Source organism: Mycolicibacterium houstonense (genome assembly GCF_900078665.2).
In the GTDB taxonomy this organism is placed as follows: domain Bacteria; phylum Actinomycetota; class Actinomycetes; order Mycobacteriales; family Mycobacteriaceae; genus Mycobacterium; species Mycobacterium houstonense.
In genome coordinates this window covers 4,251,501-4,271,804 of the sequence record NZ_LT546207.1, presented here as the reverse complement: position 1 = coordinate 4,271,804, position 20,304 = coordinate 4,251,501, and the positions used below count along the sequence as shown (strand labels likewise).

Below are 20,304 nucleotides of genomic sequence, written 5' to 3'. Positions count from 1 at the left end.
TCCCGTTCCGGTCAGTCTGTCATCGTTGGTGGCCTGCGATGTAGGCCGGGCAGTCATTAGCTGCCGGAATGGATTTCATCCGGTCATTGAGCCAACCCAGTGCGGCGACGGGTTCAATCTGGTCACGGGTCTGGTCGGGCCAGAAGGCGATCTGGATGCCGTCGCCCATCTTGCAGGCCTGGATGAGTGACTGATCGGTCCAGGCGGCCGGGACCACTGCGTCTCTACCGCCGTAGATCACATACATCGGTGCCGCGGTAGGCCCTTGCGGGAGGTTGGTCTTCTGTAGGTACCCACGCAAAGTCTTGAGGGCCTCGGGGCTGGCCGGACGCAGGTCGTCCGGGGACAGCCTCGCGGCCAGTGACATTCGTCGTGCGGCGTCGTTGCACGCGAGCATGACGTCCCAATTCTCGTGTGCCGCACCACGCCGGTAGTTGTCGAGTTCGAAGTCGTAGTAGTACTGGTCTTTCAGGGCGGCCAGAAAGCCGACGTAGGCGAGCTTCTGCTCGGGGGTCAACGTACCGGCCATGGCAGCGTCCGCGAGGCCGTTGATGTTCGCCATCGGGGCCAGGCTCGCGGTAGCGACGAGTTTGAGGTCATAGCCGTAGTTGTCGATGAGTTCGTTGGCCGCCCACGCGGCTTGACCGCCTTCCCGGGCGCCCAGCGCGGCCCACAACGTGGAGGCCTCGGGCACGATCGACCGTGCGGCCCGCACGGCGTCGATCATGTTGTAGCCGGCCGTGGTGGAGTCCAGGTACGGGTGGAAGTCGTATTCGTCGGGTTCGCTCGGCTTTCCCAGGCCCTGATAATCGGGCACGGCGACGACATAACCAGCCTTCAGCAACGCCACCACGGTGCTCGCCTCGCCGCGCAGGTCGGGCGACAGCGACGGAGCGCAGTCGGCAGCCGTCCCCGCGGTCCGGTGCCCCAGGGCTACCACCGGAAAGCCATCCTTGTCAGGGTCATCCTTGGGTACGAAAACCGTCCCGGTCACGTGTGAGACGGCGTCGTTTACCCCGTTGCGGGAGGCATACGTGATCGTCACGGCAGAAGAACTGGCCTCCCGCAGTTCTGGTACGAGGTTGTCGAGCTGGGCCTGGGAGATCACGTGGCCGGCATCGTCGGGACGTTCGTTGCCGGCCCGGTCCGAAGAGCTGCCACACGCGGTGAGGGCAACGAGAGCGATTGACAGCAGGACTGCGAATCGAACCATCTGAGGTCCCCTAAACTGGCGATCCTGTGGTTGGCCGGCAGCTTCATCTTTTCATCGTCGTGTGCTGCAGTTGCACCGGATCGCCGATTCAACGGGCGGTGTCGGCCATAGATTGGCAGCATGGCTGTGATCGATGTGAAGTCGCACGGCGCTACCGGGGACGGGACATCTGACGACCATCCGGCCGTGATGGCCGCCATCCGCCAGGCGGTCGGTGCCGGCGGCGGCACGGTGTTCTTCCCGGCCGGTGAGTATGCGTTGTCGGGTTCGATCGGAAACAGCGCCGACGGGTTCTCCCACGTCTGGCTGCTCGGCGACGGTGAACGTGCGGCGCGGTTGCGGGTGACGGCGAATGTCGCACCGATCAGTGGGCGCTGGATCGAGAGCCGCATCGAGAACCTCAAGATCGATGCCGATCACCACGGCGCGCCCGGACTCGACGTCGACCTGGACAAGAGCTACGTCAAACATTGCTGGATCCTCGGATGGACCGACTACGGCATGCGGATCAATGCCACCACCGAGGGCCTGCTGAATTGGATCGACGATAACTTCATCGAACAGGCCACCGGCTACGGCATCTACACGACCTACCGCTTCTACGACTCGTGGATTGTGAACAACAACATCGGATCGACGGGGCCTAACCTGTCGATCGAGGCCGGCCCGGTGCGGGTGCTCGCCAACCATCTCAACGGCGAGCCGCAGAACAACATCGAGCTGCGCGGCAACAAGCAACTGACGATCATCGGCAACATCTGCGAAGGCGCGCGCCGGGAGGCCATCGTTTTCACGACGCCGTCCTGGCTGGAGTCCGATGACGAGCAGGTCGCGATCGTCGGCAACAACATCACGAACGGCGGCAAGGGCGCGCCGAACCAGTATCCCGCGATCGGCATCTATTCGGCTGACGCCGACCGCCGGACCAGAGGGTTCAACATCACCGGCAACTTCATCGCCAATACCGACGAGGGCGCGGGCTGGAGCTATGCGGTGGACGCCCGGTATGTCGACGACATCGCGATTTCCGGAAACCAATGGGACAACAACGGATATGCGATCGCCCCGGTGCGGGCCGAGGGCAGCAACGTCGGGATCGCGGGCAACACATCGGGGAATCTGGCGACGCCGCCAGCACCCGTAGTCATCACACTGTCTGGCGACAGCACGCTCGAGAGCGGGCCGGCGGCCGAGTACTTCTACCTGCTGACTTCAGACGCGGCCACGGTCACGCTGCCCACTGCCGCGGACAACACCCGCCGCTACACGGTCAAGAACATCTCAGGTGTCGACGCCGCGCTCAGAGCGTCGAAGGGCCAGCACATCGACTCCGAAGCCCAGTTGACGCTGAGCCACGGCACGGCCGTCACGGTGATCTCCGACGGCGTGAATTGGTGGACCGTGTGACCACCAGGCGCAGGTGTAGCCGGCTTGCTTGGGCAGTTCACCCATGGTTGCGCAACTCTTGGGGATGATGCCGCAGTAGCCGGGGTCGCCGGTGGCCATCTCCTGAATGACGCCGGTGGCCACCGAGTGGTGGTTGCGCCCGGTCAACAGCGCGGCGCGCGTGTGGGCGAGCACAGTGCGGTGGTGTGAAACTGGTTGTAGAACAAGCCATGTTGTGCAGCCGTTCGGCTGTCGGCATGCGGACCAGACCGCCGTTGACGCTGGGCCAGCCGAATCCGACATCGTCGAGCAGCGCCAGCAGGATGTTGGGTGAGCCGGCGGCAGTCTGGCGCACCGGTGGGAAGTCACGGCTTGAATCCTGCGCGTAGAGGTTGATCGTCGCGTTCGGGAACGTCCACTCCGGCTCCGGCAGGTGATAGCGATCGAGGTGCAGCGGGAATTCTGAACTCACATCGTCAGCCATGAGGTCGATGGTCTCACGGAGTATGTCGATCCGATACGAACAGAAGTGTTTCTCGGTCGCGAAAACGGGTGGCTCGGCGTAAGAAATGACGGTATTCGATTCCGCGTGAGATCACCCTTTTCGGGTGAGGGGTTTGAATTATGTCAACCAACGCGATCGTTTCCGCCGATGCGCTGGGCGAGGATCCTGATCAGCACCTTCTGGCTGAGTGATTGCCCGCGTTTTTCGCCGCGGGCGCAGTCCGATTTCGATGGTTGTCCGCAACGCAGGCGCTTGTTTGCCTGCTGCACGATGTGCCGCGTAGGCATGGGCGCCGAAATTGATCGGTCCGGTGTTTTGCACGCATATCCCGTTGGGCGGCGGCATAATTTACGTGCATGGATCCCAATTCGAAGTCATATCAAGCCGATAAGCCTGACGAATTGCGTGCGCAGCTCCCGCGGCGCAGGATGCTCGGCGGTCTGGCCGTCGCGGGCGTCGCGACCACGCTGATCGCCGCGTGCGACGACGGTTCCGGTGGATCAGCCGGGGGCGGCGGCGATTTGAACACCGACAACAAGGTCAAGGGCGCCACCGAGGCCACCAAGGCGGCCAATCAGAAGGTGCTGGACACCTTGCCGTTCAACGACCGCAGCGACTTCGAGGATGCCAAGCGTGGCCTGCTCTCCCGTCCTGACACCCTCACGATCAAGAACGCCAACGGCGACGTGGTTTGGGATCTTGAGCAGTACAAGGGCTACATCGCCGACGACAAGCCCGCGCCGGACACCGTCAATCCGAGCCTGTGGCGCAACGCGCAGCTGTGCATGGAGTACGGCCTGTTCGAGGTGGTTCCTGACCGCATCTATCAGGTCCGTGGTTATGACCTGTCCAACGTCACGTTCGTACGCGGCGACACGGGCTGGATCGTCGTCGACACCGCGATCTCGCCCGAGACCGCCAAGGCCGCATTGGACCTGACGAACCAACATCTCGGGGCCCGGCCCATCGTCGCGGTCGTCCACAGTCACTCCCACGTCGACCACTACGGCGGCGTGCGTGGCATCGTCAATCAAGCCGATGTCGACTCCGGCAAGGTGAAGATCATTGCCCCGCAGGCGTTTGTCGAGGACGCGGTGAGTGAGAACGTGATCGCCGGCAATGCCATGTCTCGGCGCGCGATCTACATGTACGGTGCCCTGCTGCCGCGCAACGCGGAGGGCGGCGTCAACGGTGGTCTGGGGATGACGGTGTCGACCGGGGTCCCCACGCTGATCATCCCCACCGACATCATCAGCACCACGGGTACGAAGATGACCGTCGACGGTGTGGAGATGGAGTTCCAGATGACTCCGGGCACCGAGGCTCCGACCGAGATGAACACGTTCTTCCCGCAGTTCAAGGCGATGTGGATGGCGGAGAACACCACCAACACCATGCACAACCTGCTGACGCTGCGAGGTGCCCAGGTGCGCGACGCCCGTATCTGGGCGAAATTCCTGGACGACACCATCCGGACGTACGGGCCCAACACCGACGTGAAGTTCCAGAGCCATCACTGGCCCATGTGGGGCCGCGAAAAGATCATCGACTACTGGAAGAAGCAGCGTGACATGTACAAGTACATGCACGACCAGTCGGTGCGAATGATGAACCAGGGCCTCGTCGGCTCCGAGATCGCCGAGGAGATCCAGTTCCCGCCCGAGATCGGGAACTTCTGGCCCGACCGGGGCTACTACGGCACGCTCAAGCACAATTCGCGCGCGGTGTACCAGCGCTACATGGGCTGGTATGACGGCAACCCGTCCGACCTCGACGACCTGCCGCCGCAAGAGGCCGCCAAGAAGTACGTCGAGTACATGGGCGGCGAGGACGCGATCCTGGACAAGGCCAAGAACGATTTCGACAACGGCAACTACCGCTGGACCGCGATGGTGCTCAAGCAGGTCGTGTTCGCCAACCCCGACAGTGTCAACGGCAAGAACCTGCTGGCCGACAGCTACGAGCAGCTCGGCTATCAGGCTGAGTCCGGTCCCTGGCGGTCGGTGTATCTGCAGGGCGCCTACGAGTTGCGCAACGGCGTGCCGACCTCGGGCGGCACCGATACCGCGAGCCCCGACACCATCGAAGCCATGCCGCCCGAGATGATGTTCGACTACCTGGGTGTGCGGCTGAACGGTCCGAAGGCGGCCGGGAAGAACATCAAGCTCAATGTCACGTTCGACGATCTGAAGGCGGATTACACCTTGTTCGTCGAGAACGGCGTGCTGAACTACGCGCCGGGAAAGATCCCCGACGCCAACGCGAGCCTGACCCTCTCGAAGGCGACGATGAACCAGATCCAGATGGGCAACCTCAAACTCGACGACGCCATCAATCAGAACAAGGTGAAGGTCGACGGAAACCGCGACTCGGTGACCGACTTCATCGGACTGATGGACACCTTCCCGTTCTGGTTCAACATCGTCACCCCGTAGCTGGGATAATGGCGTGTTGCCGCTGCGGCGCAGGGGCAACACGCCATTTCAGCCCGGCCCACGGTTAGGACCCGCAGTGCAGCCCACCGGTACGTCAGGGATGCAGCCGGTGCCGTGGTTCCTGGCCACCACACCGTCGTCGAATCCGGACATGCTGCAACGCCGGGCGATCATGGACCGGCTCGACGCGGATCTCGCCGGCAAACGTGCGGTGCTGGTGGCTGCCCCGTCGGGGTTCGGCAAGACCGTCGCGGTGTCGCAGTGGGCGGACGAACACCGTCGTGACCGGCCCGGCTCGGTGGCATGGCTGACGCTGACCGACCGGGTCGGTGACCGCACCGACGTGTTGCGCGGCGTGCTGACCGCGCTGCTGAACACGGCACGAGAAGTGGCGGACAGCTCACTGGACCAGTCGTTGTCCGCGGTGTTCGATTCGACGTCGTACGACGAGGCGGTCGACGTCCTCAGGGTCATCGAACCGCCCAGGAACGTGACCGTCGTGATCGACGATTTCCAGCTGGCCCGGTCGGTGTGGCCGGACGCCGATGTCGTCGGGCTGGTCGAAAACGGCCCGCAGTGGCTGCGATTCGTCCTGATCACCACCGACCCGGTGGGCGCGGCGTGGGCGCGGCTACGGCTCCACGACAAGGTGGCGGTGATCGGAACCGATGAACTGGCTTTCACCCATGACGATGTCCGCACCCTTGTGGGGTTGACCGATACCTCGCTCACAGCTGAGGACATCGACCGCGTCCTTGCCGCAACCGGGGGCTGGCCCGCGGCCGTTCGGCTCGTCCTGGTCGGCGGCGACGGCGCACCGTCATTTGCCGACGGCGTTGACCTCACCGACTACATCGCTACCGCAGTGCTCGCCCGGATGCGCCCTGACCTGGCCGATTTCGCGCTCAAGGTGACCGTGTGCGCACGGGTCGACGCGCATCTGGCCCGCGTGCTCACCGATCGCCCGGACAGTGCGGAACTGCTCGATGACTGTGTCACCGCCGGCTTGTTCCTCGAGCGGATCGGCACCAGGGAAAGCGCTGTCTATCAATGGCATTCGATGTTCGTCACGCACTGCCAGGAGATCCTGCGGCGCCGCCACCCGGGGGAGTGGAAGCGGCTGAACCGGTTGGCGGCCGTCGAGCTGGGGCAGAAGTATCCGCTGGAGGCCATCGAGCACGCGATCCGCGCCGAGGACCGCCTCGGCCATGATGTGGTCGCCGATCACTGGCTGGAGCTGCTGCTGCAATCACGGTCCGCCGCGCTCGATCTGGCCTGCCTGCGGCTGTGCGAGGCGTTCGGGGAGAACCCGGAGACCCTGATGATCCGGTCCGGCTGCCGCGCGGTGGCCGGCGATGCTGTCACGGCAGCACTGCTGTTCGAGCGGGCCGGGGCGATATCGCAGTCGGTGGCGACAACGGGACGGCTGGAGTTCATCGCCGACGTGACCCAGTTGCTGATCTCCGATGACCGCGAAGTGATGGCGACCGCGGCGGGTCGCGTCGAGGCGGCGCTGACCAACCGGGATGTGGTCAGCCCGCGCATCTATGCGTGTGCGCTATTCGTTCTCGGATGGGCGGATTCGCGGACGCGGCGCAGTCCGACACGCGGTTCGGACCTGCTCGAGGCCGCGGTGCACGAGTGCACCGCATTGGGGCTCCCGGAGGTCGCCCACCGGGCCCGGCAGAACCTGGCATTCGCGCTCGCTCACGCCGGTGAGCTCGGCCGCGCCGAGCGGGCGCTACAGCTGGTCGTGGCGTCCGACGAGTCCACCCCCGAACTGTGGCTGTCGCACGACGGCGACGGTATCGACCGATTCACCGCCGGCTGGATCCAGTTTTGGCGCGGTGAGATGGATTCGGCCAAGGAACATTTCATCGCGGCGGATGCGGCGGCCGGAGTCGGATACCCGGACACCGCGCGGATGTTCCTGGCCTTCACCGCATCGACTCTGCACGACGCCGATGTGTTGAACATCGCCGAGGCGGCCGTCGCCCGAATGCCTGATGCGGATACCCATGGCGTGCCGTGGGTCAGCTACCGGGCAGCGAGTCGGGCGAGGTTGGCCGAGGCCCGTGGCGATCAACAGCTGGCGCTGGAAATCGCTGCCGCAGTGGTGGGTTCGGATCACCTTCCCATGGTGTCGGCTGTGCTCTCGGGAATGTGCCGACGCCTCGGGGCGCCCGACCTGGCCGATCGTCTGGCCCACCAGGCGCTGGAACCGCAGGTGCCCGGGAACGTCGCGGCGTACGCGCTGCACACCTTGGCACTGCTGGCCTGGATGCGCGGAGACGCGGTGGTGGCTCACCAGCGGATGGAGCAGGTGATAACCGTGGCAGGCCCGGAGCGGGTGCGCTACCAATTCGCCGACAATCCGGATCCCGCAGGCAAGGAACTGCTGGCCGCGCACCTGTCCTGCACCTCACGTCCGGATTTCGTAGAGGAAGCGCTACTGGCGTGCGAACACGACCGGGCCGGTACCCGAGTGGCCGATCTGACCCCTCGCGAGCGGGAGATCCTGGCCTTCCTGCGCACCGCGATGACCATGCAGGAGATCGCCGACAAGATGTCCATCTCGGTCAACACTCTCAAGACGCATCAGCGGTCGATCTATCGCAAGCTCGGTGCGGCCAACCGGCGGCAGGCGATCAACCGGATCGACCGTTAGCGTGGCCGACGAACTCGTCGCCGTGTATGACGCCGACGCCAATGTGGTTGGCACGGCGTCACGTTCCCGTGTCTATGCCGAGGGGCTGTGGCATGCCAGCGCCGGGGTGCTGGTGCGTTCGGTCGACGGGTCCCGGATCTACGTCCACCGGCGCACGATGACCAAGGCGGTGTTCGCCGGCATGCACGATTGTCTGGCCGGTGGCGTGGTGGATCCGGGGGAGACGCCGACGCAGGCCGCGACCCGGGAGCTGGCCGAGGAACTCGGCATCAGTGGGCCCGCTTTGACACCATTGGCCAGCGTGGCCTGGGACGGGTGGTGGGCCGGAAAACCCATGCGCTGTCACCTGTTTGCGTTCGAGGCGCGGTGGGACGGTCCGGTCCGTCACCAACCCGAGGAGATCGTCGACGGTTGGTGGTGGACCGATGAGGAGTTGGCCGCCCACCTTGCCGACCCGGAGTGGCCGTTCGTGCCGGACACCCGGGTGTTGATCCCCGAGTTGCTGCGCTTACGTCAACACCCTTGAGGTAGTGCGGGAAATGCTTCTTACTGGTGGTAGCTCATTGCCTAGGAAGATACCCGTGCAAACCGTTTTCGAACGCAACACCCCCGCTGCGGCTCTCGTCGACCGAGCGCTGGCCAACTCCACTCTTCAACCCTTCTGGCTCGATGACTTGCCTGTTCAGGCCCGCTATCCGGTGTTGACCAAAGCATCCTCGCGTTACGACCTGGTGGTGGTCGGCGGCGGGTACACCGGTCTGTGGTCGGCGTTGGTGGCAAAGCAGCGGGATCCGGGCATCCGGGTCGCCCTGATCGAGGGCCAGACCATCGGTTGGGCGGCCTCGGGCCGCAACGGCGGCTTCGTCGAAGCGTCGCTCACCCACGGCGAGGAGAACGGCCGCAACCGATGGCCCGACGAAATGGATGTCCTCGACCGATTGGGGCTGGAGAACCTCGACGGCATCGAGAACACCGTCCATTCGCTGGGTCTCGATTGCGACTTCGAGCGGACCGGTTCGCTCGCGGTGGCGCTCGAGCCCTACCAGGCCGCCGAACTGGCGTCGGCAGCCGTGAAGCCAGGTCAGGTCTACCTCGACCAGCAGGCGATCCGCGCCGAGGTCGACTCACCGACGTACCTGGCCGGGGTGTGGTCGAAGGACACCACCGCGATGGTGCATCCAGCCAAGTTGGCCAGCGAACTTGCTCGTGCCGCAACGGAACTGGGTGTGGAGATCTATGAGAACAGCAAGGTGCTGGGCCTCGGCCGCAGCCGCCCCGGTGGGCCGCTCACGGTCCGCACCGAGCGGGCGGCCGTGCAGGCCGACCGAGTGGTCTTGGCGACCAACGGTTTTCCGTCGCTGCTGAAGCGATACCGGTATCACACGGTGCCGGTCTACGACTACGCGTTGATGACCGAGCCGCTGTCCGATGCCCAGCTGGCCGAGATCGGTTGGAGCAACCGGCAGGGCATCAGCGACATGTCGAACCAATTCCACTACTACCGGCTGTCGAAGGACAACCGCATCCTGTGGGGCGGATACGACGCCGTCTATCACTTCGGCGGACATATCCGGCCGGAGTATGAGGACCGGGACGCCACGTATCGTCGGATCGCCGGCCACTTCTTCACGACATTCCCGCAACTGGAGGATGTCAGCTTCACCCATCGGTGGGGCGGCGTGATCGACACCTCGACGCGGTTCTGCGCGTTCTTCGGCTCCGCGTACGGAGGCCGGGTCGGGTACGCCGCCGGGTTCACCGGGCTCGGCGTGGCGGCCACGCGGTTCGCCGCCGAGGTCATCCTCGACCGTTTCGCCGGAAAGCCCACGCCGCGCACCGAGGTCGAGATGGTCAAGTCGATGCCGCTGCCATTCCCGCCGGAACCGTTGGCATCGGCCGGTATTCAGGCCACCCGCTGGGCGCTGGACCGGGCCGACCACAGTGAGGGGCGGCGCAACATCCTGCTCAAGGCGCTCGACGCGGTGGGTCTGGGGTTCGACTCGTGAGCGAGAACGCGGCGCTGCCCGGCAACGCCATCGACACGGTCGCGTTGGCGCTCGACCACACGCCGCTCGCCGACGAGCTGGTGGTGGACGGAACGCCGACGACGGGGCATCGCGACCTGATCGAGTTCTCCGGCCTGGCCGTCGGGGTCTGGGAACATACGCCCGGGGTGTCCCGCGATGTCGAGGCCGACGAGGTGTTCGTCGTCCTCAGCGGCGACGCGACCGTCGCGTTCGACGACGGTTCCCCGTCGATCGCGCTGCGTCCCGGTAGCCTCGTTCGCCTGTACGCGGGGCAACACACCACCTGGACGGTGCGCGAGACGCTGCGGAAGGTCTACCTCGCCTAGGCCTGCGCGGTGATCTGTCTTGCCGGTGACGCGACGCGCCCACTCGGGGCCATCGCCGGACCCAGAAGACAATTGTCGTGCGCCGCCGCGCCGGCGCGCCGCAAAATGGGTCAAGGGTGTTGACGTAAGCACCGGAAGGCAAGGCGGATGGGTCGGACCTTGAAGTCGCAATCTCCGCGACAGCGGCGGAGGCAGACGAAGCAGGGGGTGGTGCTGTCCGAGCAGCTCATCGTCGAGGCCGCGTTGCGGGTGTTGCAGCATCACGGCGCGGTGGGCCTGACCGTCCGGCGCCTCGGTACCGCACTCGGTGCCGACCCCACCGCGCTGTACCGCTACTTCCCCGGGATCGAGGACGTGGTGCTGGCCATCACCGACGAGTTGCTGCGACGTGTCGTCGAAGGCTGGGAACCGACCGGTCGGTGGCGGGAGGACATGCGTGAGCTCGGATTGCGCGTGCACCGTGTCTACCTCGAACATCCCCAGGCCGGAGTGCTGGCGGCGAGCCGGGTGACCGGGAGTGCACACGAGATCCACGTCATCGAAACGGTTTTGGGGATCCTACGGTCGGCCGGATTCCCGGAGCGCGAAGCCGTCGAGGTGTATCACGCCTTCATCGACCAGATGCTGGGGTTCGCTGCGCTCGACGCCGCGTTCGAGGCTCTGCCCGCCGAGCATCAGCGGCGCGATGAGGACAAGTGGCGCGACACCTACGGGCAATTGCCCGCCGAGACGCACCCGAACATCGCCGCCAGCAGCCGCCTACTCGACGAGTCGATGAGACAGAGCGCCTGCGAGTCGGCCTTGGAGCTGTTGCTCGACGGTATCGCCGCGCGCCTGCAGGCCTACCGGAAGTGAGGGCAGGCGATCACCTGCCCACGTCTGAGTCGGCGGTGATCCGGTCGATCACGGCCAGCAGTCCTTCGTCCGCGTCGGTGCTGACCACGTGGCCGCCGAGCGCGCGGTGCAGAGCGCTGTAGTAGAGGCCGTCACCCATGAGCTTGACCGCGCGGGCGACGTCCCGGTCGCCCAGTGTCTCGTGCAGCACGTTGAGCCAGTCACCCGAAACCGACTCGATGACCGTCCGGGCCTGCTCGTCGCCTGCCTGCTGTAGTCGCGATACCGCGACCAGCGCCCGGTCGAGCGGGGTGCCCTCGTAGTTCGAGGTCCGGATGTAGTAACGGGCCGGTCCTTCGGGGGCGGTGCGCATCGTTCGTACATCGTCGGCCGCCAGTGTCAGCAGGCGTTCGCACAGCGCGCCGGCGAGCCGGTCCTTCGACGGAAAGTGGTAGAGCAGCCCGCCTTTCGAGACGCCGGCCTTTGCGGCCACCGCGTCGAGGGTGGCGTAACGCTCGCCCTCGACGGCGAGCAGGTCCGCGTAGGCATCGAGGATGCGGTCCCGCGACGAAGCCATGCTCAGGAGCTTACGACAATGCCATATGAACTGTACCGTCTGGACGGTATAGTTGGCCGGTCTCGTTCGGTGGTCAGTGAAGGGAGCCGGTCATGCGGGTGTATCGCGACGTGCTCCGGGTCCCGGGCGTGCTGAACGTGACTGCCTCACAGCTGTTCGCCCGGCTTCCGTTGGGCATGCTGAACCTGGCGATCCTGCTGCACGTCCAGTCCAAGACCGGGTCCTACGCGTTGGCCGGTGCCGCGGTGGCATGTGTCAGCGTGGGGGAAGCGGTGGCAATGCCGGTCACCGCCCGGCTGGCCGGGCGGGTCCGGTCGGCGACACTGGTCGTCGCGGCGCTGGCGAACGGCGCCGCGATGCTGGCCCTGGCCTTCGCCGGTTCGGCTCCGGCGCCGCTGCTCATCCTTGGCGGGGTGATCGGCGCGTCGGTGCCGCCCCTGATGCCGGTGGTCCGCGCGCTCTACCCGCAACTGGTTCCCCGGGACGGTGTTCGCGCCCTGTTCGCGTTCGATACCACTGCGCAGGAACTGATCTGGGTTGTCGGTCCGGTGGCCACGACCTTCCTCGCCTCGGCGCTGTCGACCGCGATCCCGTTGGTCGCATCCGCGTTCGTCACCGTCATCGGGACCGGCTGGTTCCTGCTGAGTGCCCGGCATCTGCGGCCGGCCCCGACGAAGGGCGCCTCGGCGTTCGGCCGGGTGATGGCGAATCGGGCCGTCATCCTCGCGATGATCGCCAGCCTCGCGCTGGTGGCCTCGTTCATGGCCCTGGAAGTCGGCATCGTCGCCGCGCTCGGACGCACCGGCCTCACCGCCGGTCTCGCGATCGCGGTGGCGAGCGTCGGATCCCTCATCGGCGGCCTGGTATTCGGGCACCGTCGATTTGGGCTCCTCGGTCTCGTCGCCGCACTGGGCATCGTGGCGATCGGGACGGCCGTCTTCGGCATCGTCGACAACCTCGGCCTGCAGTTCGCCGCCTTGTTCGTGTCGGGGCTGGGCTTCGCTCCCGCGATGTCGGCCTTGTATCTCATGGTTTCCCGCGAAATCGCCGAGCACTCCGCGACGGAGGCGTTCGGCTGGCTCAACAGCGCCGCACTCGGCGGCGGGGCCGCGGGCACCGCACTCGCAGGCGTTGCGGCCGACGCGCACGGGGCAGTCGGCGCGGTCGTGGTGTCGGCGATACTGGCGACGCTCGCCGCCTGCAGCCCCCTCGTGGCTCGGATGGGCGGTCCGCTGAAGGGGCTCACCGATCCGCCGCCGACAGGAACCGACCCCGACGTGGGTGCCGAGCAGGGTTCGGCCGCTTCGACGCCCATATTGAACGCAACGTCAGTTTCCCCGACGAGTGCCGGCGGGCAGGTGTAATCTCCTCCGCGATCAGCCTTACCGGTGCCGAATCGCCAACCGGGAGAAAGGTAAGCCCATGGCTGCCGGCTTCAACTCAGCGTTCAACGGCAAGATCGAACTGGATATCAGGGACTCCGAACCGGATTGGGGGCCCTACGCGGCGCCCACGGCAGCCGCAGGCGCACCCAATGTGCTGTATCTGGTCTGGGACGACACCGGCATCGCGACCTGGGATTGCTTCGGCGGCTTGGTGGACATGCCCGCGATGAGCCGCATCGCCGAGCGCGGCGTCCGGTTGTCGCAGTTCCACACCACCGCGCTGTGCTCACCGACCAGAGCTTCGCTGCTGACCGGTCGCAATGCCACCACGGTCGGGATGGCCACCATCGAGGAGTTCACCGACGGATTCCCGAACTGCAACGGGCGGATACCGTTCGAGACCGCCCTACTGTCGGAGGTGCTCGCCGAGCACGGTTACAACACCTACTGCGTGGGCAAGTGGCATCTGACCCCGCTGGAGGAGTCCAACCTCGCTGCCACCAAACGTCATTGGCCGTGCTCACGCGGATTTGAACGGTTCTACGGCTTCTTGGGCGGAGAGACCGATCAGTGGTACCCGGACCTGGTGTACGACAACCACCCGGTCGATCCGCCCGCCACCCCTGAGCAGGGCTACCACCTGTCACAGGACCTGGCCGACAAGACCATCGAGTTCATCCGTGACGCGTTGGTGATCGCCCCCGACAAACCCTGGTTCACCTACCTGTGCCCGGGAGCCGGGCACGCCCCGCACCATGTGTTCAAGGAATGGGCCGACCGGTACTCCGGGCGGTTCGACATGGGCTACGAGGCCTATCGGGACGTGGTGCTGGCGAACCAGAAACGGCTGGGGATCGTGCCGCCCGACACCGAGCTCTCCCCGGTCAACCCGTACGCGGAAGTCAAGGGGCCCAACGGTGAACCATGGCCGGCGCAGGACACCGTCCGGCCGTGGGAATCGCTCACGGCGAACGAGAAGCGGTTGTTCGCCCGGATGGCCGAGGTGTTCGCCGGCTTCCTGTCCTACACCGACGCCCAGATCGGCCGGATCCTGGACTTCTTGGAGGACACCGGGCAGCTCGACAACACGATCATCGTGGTGATCTCCGACAACGGTGCCAGCGGCGAGGGCGGGCCGAACGGATCGGTCAACGAGACGAAGTTCTTCAACGGTTACATCGACACCGCCGAGGAGGGGCTGAGATTCGTCGACCGGCTGGGTTCGCCGGAGACCTATAACCACTATCCGATCGGCTGGGCGATGGCGTTCAACACTCCCTACAAGCTGTTCAAGCGGTACGCCTCCCACGAAGGGGGGATCGCCGACACGGCGATCATCTCCTGGCCCAACGGGATCCGCGCCCACGGCGCGGTGCGGGACAACTACGTCAACGTCTGCGACATCACCCCCACGGTGTACGACCTGCTCGGCCTCACCCCGCCGGCCAGCGTGCGCGGCATTCCGCAGAAGCCGCTTGACGGAGTGAGTTTCAAAGTGGCGCTGGATGATCCGGACGCCCCGACGGGCAAGGAAACCCAGTTCTACACGATGCTCGGCACCCGTGGAATCTGGCACAAGGGCTGGTTCGCCAACACGGTGCACGCCGCCACCCCGTCGGGCTGGTCGCACTTCGATGCCGACCGCTGGGAGCTCTTCCACATCGAGTCCGACCGCAGCCAGTGCCACGACCTGGCTGCCGAGCAGCCCGAGAAACTCGAAGAACTCAAGGCCCTGTGGTTCAGCGAGGCCGACAAGTACAACGGGTGCCCGCTGGCCGACCTGAACATCCTGGAGACCATGACCCGGTGGCGTCCGTACCTGGCGGGGGAGCGGTCCAGCTACACCTACTACCCCCACACCGCCGAGGTCGGGCTCGGTGCGGCGGCCGAACTGCGCGGACAGTCATTCACCGTGCTGGCCGATGTCACCGTGACCGGCGGGGAGGCGCATGGCGTGTTGTTCAAGCAGGGCGGGGCCCACGGTGGCCACGTGCTGTACCTGGCCGAAGGCCGGCTGCACTACGTCTACAACTTTCTCGGTGAGCACGAACAGGTGCTCAGCTCTGCGGATCCGATTCCGTTGGGACGTCACATCTTCGGTGTGCAATTCGTACGGGACGGCACCGTCGAGGGCAGCCACACCCCGCTCGGGGACACCGCGCTGTTCATCGACGGCGTCACGGTGGCCGAACTGACCGGCATGCAGACCCATCCCGGCATGTTCGCGCTCGCCGGCGGCGGCATCTGTATCGGTCGCAATCCCGGATCCGCGGTGTCACGGCGCTATCGGGCCCCGTTCGCATTCACCGGCGGCACCATCGGGCGGGTCACCGTCGACCTGTCCGGCCGGCCGTACCAGGATCTCGAGCGCGAGCTCGCCGCGGCCTTCGCCAAGGACTGACCCGATGAAACCTGTGGTGACCCGGATCGGTGCCGCAGTGTCGGTGGTCGTGGCGGCGACGGCCTGCGGGGGCGGAAGTCGCGTTGTCGAGGGCCCGTTCGCCTCCACCGTCACCGCCGCGCCGGTCACCACACTTCCGGCGACGACGTCGCCGATGGTGGGACTGGGCGCCCGGCGCCAACTGGCGACGCCCGTTCGGGCCCGATCGGGACCCAGCTGCCGACGACCACCCCGTCGTACAGGTGGCCTACCCGGATGCCGCGGCATACGCGGCCTGGGCCGGGCGCCGGCTGCCGACCGAGGCTGAGTGGGAGTACGCCGCGCGCGGGGGAGTCGAGGGCACCTACGCGTGGGGCGACGACGTGAACCCGGACGGTGTGCTCATGGCCAACACCTGGCAGGGGCGCTTCCCCTACCGCAACGACGGGGCACTCGGCTGGCGCGGCACGTCGCCGGTCGGCAGCTTCCCGGCCAACGCCTTCGGGCTGTCGGACATGATCGGCAACGTGTGGGAGTGGACCACCACGCGGTTCGCCGGACAGCACCGGCCGGGGGCCGACGCGCCCGCTTGCTGCCCGCCCGCCGGGGCCGATCCGACGGTGAACCAGGTGCTCAAGGGCGGTTCGCACCTGTGCGCGCCCGAGTACTGTCACCGGTATCGACCGGCGGCCCGCTCGCCCCAATCGCAGGACAGCGCCACCACGCACATCGGTTTCCGCTGCGTGGTGAGCTGAGCGGGAAGGGCTCCCGCACCGAGGGTGCGCCCAGATCGCGTTTCCCAGCCCAACCGCGATCTCACCGCACGCTCGGCGGCAAATCTCGACGATTTGGCGCATTCGACGTGCTCACCTAGTATGTAGGGGTTGCCTTGGGCAGACCTCGGTTGACTGCTGTTCTGAGTCAGCCCCGCGTGCCCTTCGGAAACAAAGACCGCGCACGTCCAGGTCGGTATCTGGCGTGCATACAAAACCAGGTCAGGAGATCGAGTGATTCAGCAAGAATCGCGGTTGAAGGTCGCCGACAACACGGGCGCCAAGGAGATCTTGTGCATCCGTGTGCTCGGTGGCTCATCGCGACGCTACGCCGGCATCGGTGACGTCATCGTCGCCACCGTCAAGGACGCCATCCCCGGCGGCAACGTCAAGCGCGGCGACGTGGTCAAGGCCGTCGTCGTGCGCACCGTCAAGGAGCGCCGCCGCGCCGACGGCAGCTACATCAAGTTCGACGAGAACGCCGCCGTCATCATCAAGGCCGACAACGACCCGCGCGGAACCCGCATCTTCGGGCCCGTCGGCCGCGAACTGCGCGAGAAGCGCTTCATGAAGATCGTCTCGCTGGCGCCGGAGGTTTTGTGATGAAGGTCCACAAGGGCGACACCGTGCTGGTGGTCTCGGGCAAGGACAAGGGCGCCAAGGGCAAGGTCATCGAGGCCTACCCGACCCGCGACAAGGTTCTGGTCGAGGGCGTCAACCGGATCAAGAAGCACACCGCTGTTTCGCAGAACGAGCGGGGCGCGTCGTCGGGTGGCATCGTCACCCAGGAAGCCCCCATCCACGTGTCCAACGTGATGGTGGTCGATTCCGACGGCAAGCCGACCCGCGTGGGTTACCGCGTCGATGAGGAGACCGGCAAGAAGGTCCGCATCGCCAAGACCAATGGCAAGGACATCTGATGACTGCACCAGAGAAGGTTCAGCCCCGGCTGAAGCAGCGCTACCGCGAAGAGATCCGTGAGTCGCTGCAGAAGCAGTTCGAGTTCGACAACGTCATGCAGATTCCGGGCGTCGTCAAGGTCGTTGTCAACATGGGTGTCGGCGACGCGGCCCGCGACGCCAAGCTGATCAACGGCGCGGTCAACGACCTGGCCCTGATCACCGGCCAGAAGCCGGAGATCCGCAAGGCCCGCAAGTCCATCGCACAGTTCAAGCTGCGTGAGGGCATGCCCATCGGCGCTCGCGTCACCCTGCGCGGCGACCGGATGTGGGAGTTCCTCGACCGGCTGATCTCCATCGCCCTGCCCCGTATCCGCGACTTCCGCGGCCTGAACGGAAAGCAGTTCGACGGCACCGGCAACTACACCTTCGGCCTCAACGAGCAGTCGATGTTCCACGAGATCGATGTGGATTCCATCGACCGCCCCCGCGGCATGGACATCACCGTCGTCACCTCGGCGACCAACGACGACGAAGGCCGTGCGCTGCTGAAGGCGCTGGGCTTCCCCTTCAAGGAGAACTGAGCACATGGCAAAGAAGGCGTTGATCCACAAGGCCAACAAGAAGCCCAAGTTCGCGGTCCGCGCGTACACGCGGTGCAACAAGTGCGGTCGTCCGCACTCGGTCTACCGCAAGTTCGGGCTGTGCCGCATCTGCCTGCGCGAGATGGCGCACGCCGGTGAACTGCCCGGTGTGCAGAAGTCCAGCTGGTAACAGACCCCACAACAACAGGTTGCGGAAGGCCTCCCCAAAATCTGGGCACGGGGAACCGCCGCGAGGAAGGTGAGCCGGTTGTCATGACGATGACTGACCCGATCGCAGACTTTTTGACACGTCTGCGCAACGCCAATTCGGCGTACCACGATGAGGTGACTCTGCCCCACTCGAAGATCAAGGCGAACATCGCCGAGATCCTCAAGAAAGAGGGCTACATCAACGACTACCGCACCGAGGATGCTCGCGTCGGCAAGTCCCTGGTGGTGTCGCTCAAGTACGGCCCCAGCCGTGAGCGCAGCATCGCCGGCCTGCGCCGGGTGTCCAAGCCCGGCCTGCGGGTCTACGCAAAATCCACCAACCTGCCTCGGGTGCTCGGCGGCCTGGGCGTGGCGATCATCTCCACGTCCTCCGGCCTGCTGACCGATCGCCAGGCAGCACGACAGGGCGTGGGCGGCGAAGTCCTCGCTTACGTCTGGTAGGGGGCAGCAGAACATGTCGCGTATTGGTAAGCAGCCGGTCCTGGTTCCCGCCGGGGTCGATGTGACGATCGACGGCCGCAACGTCTCGGTCAAGGGCCCCAAGGGCACCCTGACTCTGGATGTCGCCGAGCCGATCACCGTCGAGCGCAACGAAGACGGCGCCATCGTGGTCAGCCGTCCGGACGACGAGCGGCGCAGCCGCTCCCTGCACGGCCTCTCCCGCACCCTGGTGGCCAACCTGGTCACCGGTGTCACCGAGGGCTACACCCGCAAGATGGAGATCTTCGGCGTCGGCTACCGCGTGCAGCTCAAGGGTTCCAACCTGGAGTTCGCACTCGGCTACAGCCACCCCGTGGTGATCGAGGCGCCCGAAGGCATCACCTTCGCCGTCGAGACCCCCACCAAGTTCTCGGTCTCTGGCATCGACAAGCAGAAAGTCGGTCAGATCTCCGCGGTCATCCGCCGCCTGCGCCGTCCCGACCCGTACAAGGGCAAGGGCGTGCGTTACGAGGGTGAGCAGATCCGCCGCAAGGTCGGAAAGACAGGTAAGTAACCATGGCTACCAAAGCAGAAGGTACGGCAGCCGCCCGTAAGCCGGTGGGGCAGAACATCTCTGAGACCCGCCGCAACTCCCGGCTGCGTCGGCACGCCCGGCTCCGCAAGAAGGTCTCCGGCACCGCCGAGACCCCGCGCCTGGTGGTCAACCGCTCGGCACGGCACATCCACGTCCAGCTCGTCGACGACCTGCAGGGCGTCACGCTGGCGGCTGCCAGCTCGATCGAGGCCGACGTGCGCGCCGTCGAGGGCGACAAGAAGGCACACAGCGTTCGGGTCGGTCAGCTGATCGCCGAGCGCGCCAAGGCCGCCGGCGTCGAGACCGTGGTATTCGACCGTGGTGGCTACACCTATGGCGGCCGGATCGCCGCGCTGGCAGATGCCGCGCGCGAGGGCGGGCTGAAATTCTGATGACTGTCAACGAGAGGACTGCATGATGGCCGAGCAGGCAGGAGCCGCTCCGGCGCAGGAGAACCGTGGCGGCCGTGGTCGTCGCGACGACCGCGGTGGCCGTGGCGGCCGCGACAGCGGCGAGAAGAGCAACTACATCGAGCGCGTGGTGTCGATCAACCGCGTCTCCAAGGTGGTCAAGGGTGGTCGGCGCTTCAGCTTCACCGCGCTGGTCATCGTCGGTGACGGCCACGGCATGGTCGGCGTCGGCTACGGCAAGGCCAAGGAAGTTCCGGCCGCCATCGCCAAGGGCGTCGAGGAGGCCCGCAAGGGCTTCTTCCGGGTTCCGCTGATCGGCGGCACCATCGTCCACCCGGTCCAGGGCGAAGCCGCTGCCGGTGTGGTGATGCTGCGTCCGGCCAGCCCCGGTACCGGTGTGATCGCCGGTGGTGCGGCCCGCGCGGTGCTGGAATGCGCCGGCGTGCACGACATCCTGGCCAAGTCGCTGGGCAGCGACAACGCGATCAACGTGGTGCACGCCACCGTTGCCGCGCTGAAGATGCTCCAGCGGCCGGAAGAGGTGGCGGCCCGTCGCGGTCTGCCGCTCGAGGACGTTGCGCCGGCCGGCATGCTGAAGGCCCGGCGCGAGAGCGAAGCGCTGGCTGCCGCAGCAGCGCGTGAGGGATCGGCATAAC

21 protein-coding genes and 1 pseudogene are annotated in these 20,304 nt (G+C 66.0%); 18 read left to right on the top strand and 4 right to left on the bottom strand.

The features are described from left to right. Positions 1-19: 19 nt before the first annotated feature. Positions 20-1,213, bottom strand: a complete 1,194-nt coding sequence (locus tag BN4332_RS21380) for a lipase family protein (protein ID WP_066901405.1) — start codon at positions 1,211-1,213, stop codon at positions 20-22. A 120-nt stretch (positions 1,214-1,333) separates the two neighbouring features. On the opposite strand from BN4332_RS21380, the gene BN4332_RS21375 reads away from it, so the two are divergent. After that, on the top strand, positions 1,334-2,620 hold the full coding sequence (locus BN4332_RS21375; RefSeq protein ID WP_066901403.1) for a glycosyl hydrolase family 28-related protein: 1,287 nt from the start codon (positions 1,334-1,336) through the stop codon (positions 2,618-2,620). Positions 2,621-2,657: 37 nt separating this feature from the next. On the opposite strand, the gene BN4332_RS21370 is transcribed toward BN4332_RS21375, so the two are convergent. Beyond that, positions 2,658-3,083: an alkaline phosphatase family protein gene (locus BN4332_RS21370; RefSeq protein WP_066901402.1), complete on the bottom strand. Its 426-nt coding sequence runs from the start codon at positions 3,081-3,083 to the stop codon at positions 2,658-2,660. A 143-nt stretch (positions 3,084-3,226) separates the two neighbouring features. Beyond that, a complete protein-coding gene (locus BN4332_RS33305; RefSeq protein ID WP_160110905.1) occupies positions 3,227-3,373 on the bottom strand; it encodes a hypothetical protein in 147 nt (48 codons plus the stop codon). Between the two features lie 87 nt (positions 3,374-3,460). On the opposite strand from BN4332_RS33305, the gene BN4332_RS21365 reads away from it, so the two are divergent. The 6 genes from BN4332_RS21365 (at position 3,461) to BN4332_RS21340 (ending at position 11,415) form a co-directional block, all read left to right on the top strand. Next, positions 3,461-5,539: an alkyl/aryl-sulfatase gene (locus BN4332_RS21365; RefSeq protein ID WP_235654165.1), complete on the top strand. Its 2,079-nt coding sequence runs from the start codon at positions 3,461-3,463 to the stop codon at positions 5,537-5,539. A gap of 76 nt (positions 5,540-5,615) precedes the next feature. Then, complete coding sequence (locus BN4332_RS21360) at positions 5,616-8,207, top strand: helix-turn-helix transcriptional regulator (protein WP_160110904.1); 2,592 nt, start codon at positions 5,616-5,618, stop codon at positions 8,205-8,207. Between the two features lies 1 nt (position 8,208). Beyond that, on the top strand, positions 8,209-8,733 hold the full coding sequence (locus tag BN4332_RS21355) for an NUDIX domain-containing protein (protein WP_066901398.1): 525 nt from the start codon (positions 8,209-8,211) through the stop codon (positions 8,731-8,733). 13 nt (positions 8,734-8,746) lie between these two features. Further along, positions 8,747-10,213: an NAD(P)/FAD-dependent oxidoreductase gene (locus BN4332_RS21350; protein WP_066901397.1), complete on the top strand. Its 1,467-nt coding sequence runs from the start codon at positions 8,747-8,749 to the stop codon at positions 10,211-10,213. Then, positions 10,210-10,560, top strand: a complete 351-nt coding sequence (locus BN4332_RS21345; RefSeq protein ID WP_235654164.1) for a cupin domain-containing protein — start codon at positions 10,210-10,212, stop codon at positions 10,558-10,560. Before BN4332_RS21350 ends, BN4332_RS21345 begins: the two co-directional genes overlap by 4 nt. Before the next feature lie 210 nt (positions 10,561-10,770). Further along, complete coding sequence (locus tag BN4332_RS21340; protein ID WP_235654163.1) at positions 10,771-11,415, top strand: TetR/AcrR family transcriptional regulator; 645 nt, start codon at positions 10,771-10,773, stop codon at positions 11,413-11,415. Positions 11,416-11,425: 10 nt separating this feature from the next. Here the strand turns inward: BN4332_RS21340 and BN4332_RS21335 are convergent, their stop codons facing one another. Then, positions 11,426-11,971: a TetR/AcrR family transcriptional regulator gene (locus BN4332_RS21335; protein WP_066901393.1), complete on the bottom strand. Its 546-nt coding sequence runs from the start codon at positions 11,969-11,971 to the stop codon at positions 11,426-11,428. Positions 11,972-12,063: 92 nt separating this feature from the next. On the opposite strand from BN4332_RS21335, the gene BN4332_RS21330 reads away from it, so the two are divergent. The 11 genes and pseudogenes from BN4332_RS21330 to rpsE all read left to right on the top strand — a co-directional run bounded on the left by BN4332_RS21330 (position 12,064) and on the right by rpsE (position 20,303). After that, positions 12,064-13,335 carry an MFS transporter gene (locus BN4332_RS21330; protein ID WP_066901391.1) on the top strand — a complete coding sequence of 424 codons (1,272 nt, stop codon included), beginning with the start codon at positions 12,064-12,066 and terminating at the stop codon, positions 13,333-13,335. A 58-nt stretch (positions 13,336-13,393) separates the two neighbouring features. Further along, positions 13,394-15,757, top strand: coding sequence for an arylsulfatase (locus BN4332_RS21325; RefSeq protein WP_066901389.1), 2,364 nt, complete (start codon positions 13,394-13,396; stop codon positions 15,755-15,757). 146 nt (positions 15,758-15,903) lie between these two features. Beyond that, positions 15,904-16,491 (top strand): annotated as a pseudogene (locus BN4332_RS21320) (SUMF1/EgtB/PvdO family nonheme iron enzyme); the annotation flags it as partial. Between the two features lie 252 nt (positions 16,492-16,743). Further along, entirely contained in the window at positions 16,744-17,112 is a 369-nt protein-coding gene (rplN, locus tag BN4332_RS21315; protein WP_003883432.1) for a 50S ribosomal protein L14, read from the top strand. Continuing rightward, positions 17,112-17,429, top strand: coding sequence for a 50S ribosomal protein L24 (gene rplX, locus BN4332_RS21310; protein WP_066901387.1), 318 nt, complete (start codon positions 17,112-17,114; stop codon positions 17,427-17,429). The genes rplN and rplX overlap by 1 nt, the downstream gene beginning before the upstream one ends. Further along, entirely contained in the window at positions 17,429-17,992 is a 564-nt protein-coding gene (gene rplE, locus BN4332_RS21305; protein ID WP_066901385.1) for a 50S ribosomal protein L5, read from the top strand. The genes rplX and rplE overlap by 1 nt, the downstream gene beginning before the upstream one ends. Before the next feature lie 4 nt (positions 17,993-17,996). Further along, on the top strand, positions 17,997-18,182 hold the full coding sequence (locus tag BN4332_RS21300; protein ID WP_003883429.1) for a type Z 30S ribosomal protein S14: 186 nt from the start codon (positions 17,997-17,999) through the stop codon (positions 18,180-18,182). 83 nt (positions 18,183-18,265) lie between these two features. Next, positions 18,266-18,664: a 30S ribosomal protein S8 gene (rpsH, locus tag BN4332_RS21295; RefSeq protein WP_036441169.1), complete on the top strand. Its 399-nt coding sequence runs from the start codon at positions 18,266-18,268 to the stop codon at positions 18,662-18,664. Between the two features lie 13 nt (positions 18,665-18,677). Continuing rightward, positions 18,678-19,217, top strand: coding sequence for a 50S ribosomal protein L6 (gene rplF, locus BN4332_RS21290; RefSeq protein ID WP_066901384.1), 540 nt, complete (start codon positions 18,678-18,680; stop codon positions 19,215-19,217). A 2-nt stretch (positions 19,218-19,219) separates the two neighbouring features. Next, entirely contained in the window at positions 19,220-19,630 is a 411-nt protein-coding gene (gene rplR / locus BN4332_RS21285; RefSeq protein ID WP_066901380.1) for a 50S ribosomal protein L18, read from the top strand. 25 nt (positions 19,631-19,655) lie between these two features. Further along, the gene (gene rpsE, locus BN4332_RS21280) at positions 19,656-20,303 is read left to right on the top strand and encodes a 30S ribosomal protein S5 (RefSeq protein ID WP_074133140.1); all 648 of its coding nucleotides are present in this window, start codon (positions 19,656-19,658) and stop codon (positions 20,301-20,303) included. Position 20,304 lies beyond the last annotated feature (1 nt).